This window comes from Vibrio sp. Vb0598 (genome assembly GCF_033338935.1).
GTDB lineage: Bacteria > Pseudomonadota > Gammaproteobacteria > Enterobacterales > Vibrionaceae > Vibrio > Vibrio alginolyticus.
In genome coordinates, this window is the sequence record NZ_JAWOTP010000275.1 from 1 (window position 1) to 1,067 (window position 1,067).

1 protein-coding gene is annotated in these 1,067 nt (G+C 47.3%); it reads right to left on the reverse strand.

Annotation, left to right across the window (positions count from 1 at the left end; translation table 11 throughout):
• Positions 1 to 1,067, reverse strand: a 1,067-nt coding sequence (locus tag R7Q38_RS24660) for a glycoside hydrolase family 18 protein (RefSeq protein ID WP_318114703.1), incomplete at both ends; no start/stop codon positions are given.

Sequence of the window (1,067 nt, forward strand, 5' to 3'; positions counted from 1 at the left end):
GCTTGTTTCGCCCAATTTGCTTTGGCTTTGATCGAGCGTTGATCTTCGTAAGAGATAAAAACTTTCTTTTCAGGATTCCACAAGTACGGCGCTTGGGATTGCTCATCATACTTGTACTCGTAGCCCTGCTTCGCTCCATAGTTCTTCACTAAATCCCAGAACATGAAATAGCCGTTCTCACCCGTACCAAACTGCGCTCCTTGCTCGGATACGAGATCTTGCGTTGGTAAGCCACCCGAAAAATCTTTAGTACCTTGCCAGCCACGCCCATAAAATGCAGCGCCAATCACCAGTTTTTCACTTGGAATACCCAGCTCGATCATCTGGTTGATGAACACGTCTGCGCCCATGCCCCACCAGCTTCGCTCTGTCGCGTGCAAGTTGGTAGTATGGCCAGTTTGTTGCCCCCACCCACCAAGAAAGTCATACGTCATCGCAAACATGTTGGTTAGGTACGGTTCTGCTGCTTTCCAATCGATACCTGCCGCTTTTGGACCAACGCCTACCGCCGTAGAAAGCTCGTATTCACGTTTGGTTTGATTTGTGAGTTCATCTAACTCTGCACGCATGGTTTTCACCAAGTAGGTAAACGCCTCACGCTCAGACGCTTTTTGTTCATCAGAAAGCTTGGTATCTGGGTTCCAAGGCGACGTTGTTAAACCGCCACCGCCTGGGTATTCCCAATCCAAATCAATGCCATCAAAGAAATCATATTGAGCAATCAACTCAACGGCACTTTGTGAGAATTGATCCATCGCTTGTTTGTTTTTCGCCATAGCATGGAACGGTTCGGACATTGTCCAACCACCAAAAGAAGGAAGAATTTTGAGATCAGGATGTTGTTTCTTCATTTCGGCAAGTTGAGCGAAGTGACCTTTGTATGGCACGTTAACTGAGACAGCGCCAAAGTTCTTTTCCAGTGCCGCTTCGGTATCGACAATGATCGCCGTATAGGGATCTTTTCCTTCGCATTGTTTAGCTACTAGGTTTTGCACCGTTTCAGAAGCACCGGTATGAGGACCGCACATACTGAGAAACGCGTAAATCACATGTGTCAGTTTATCGGC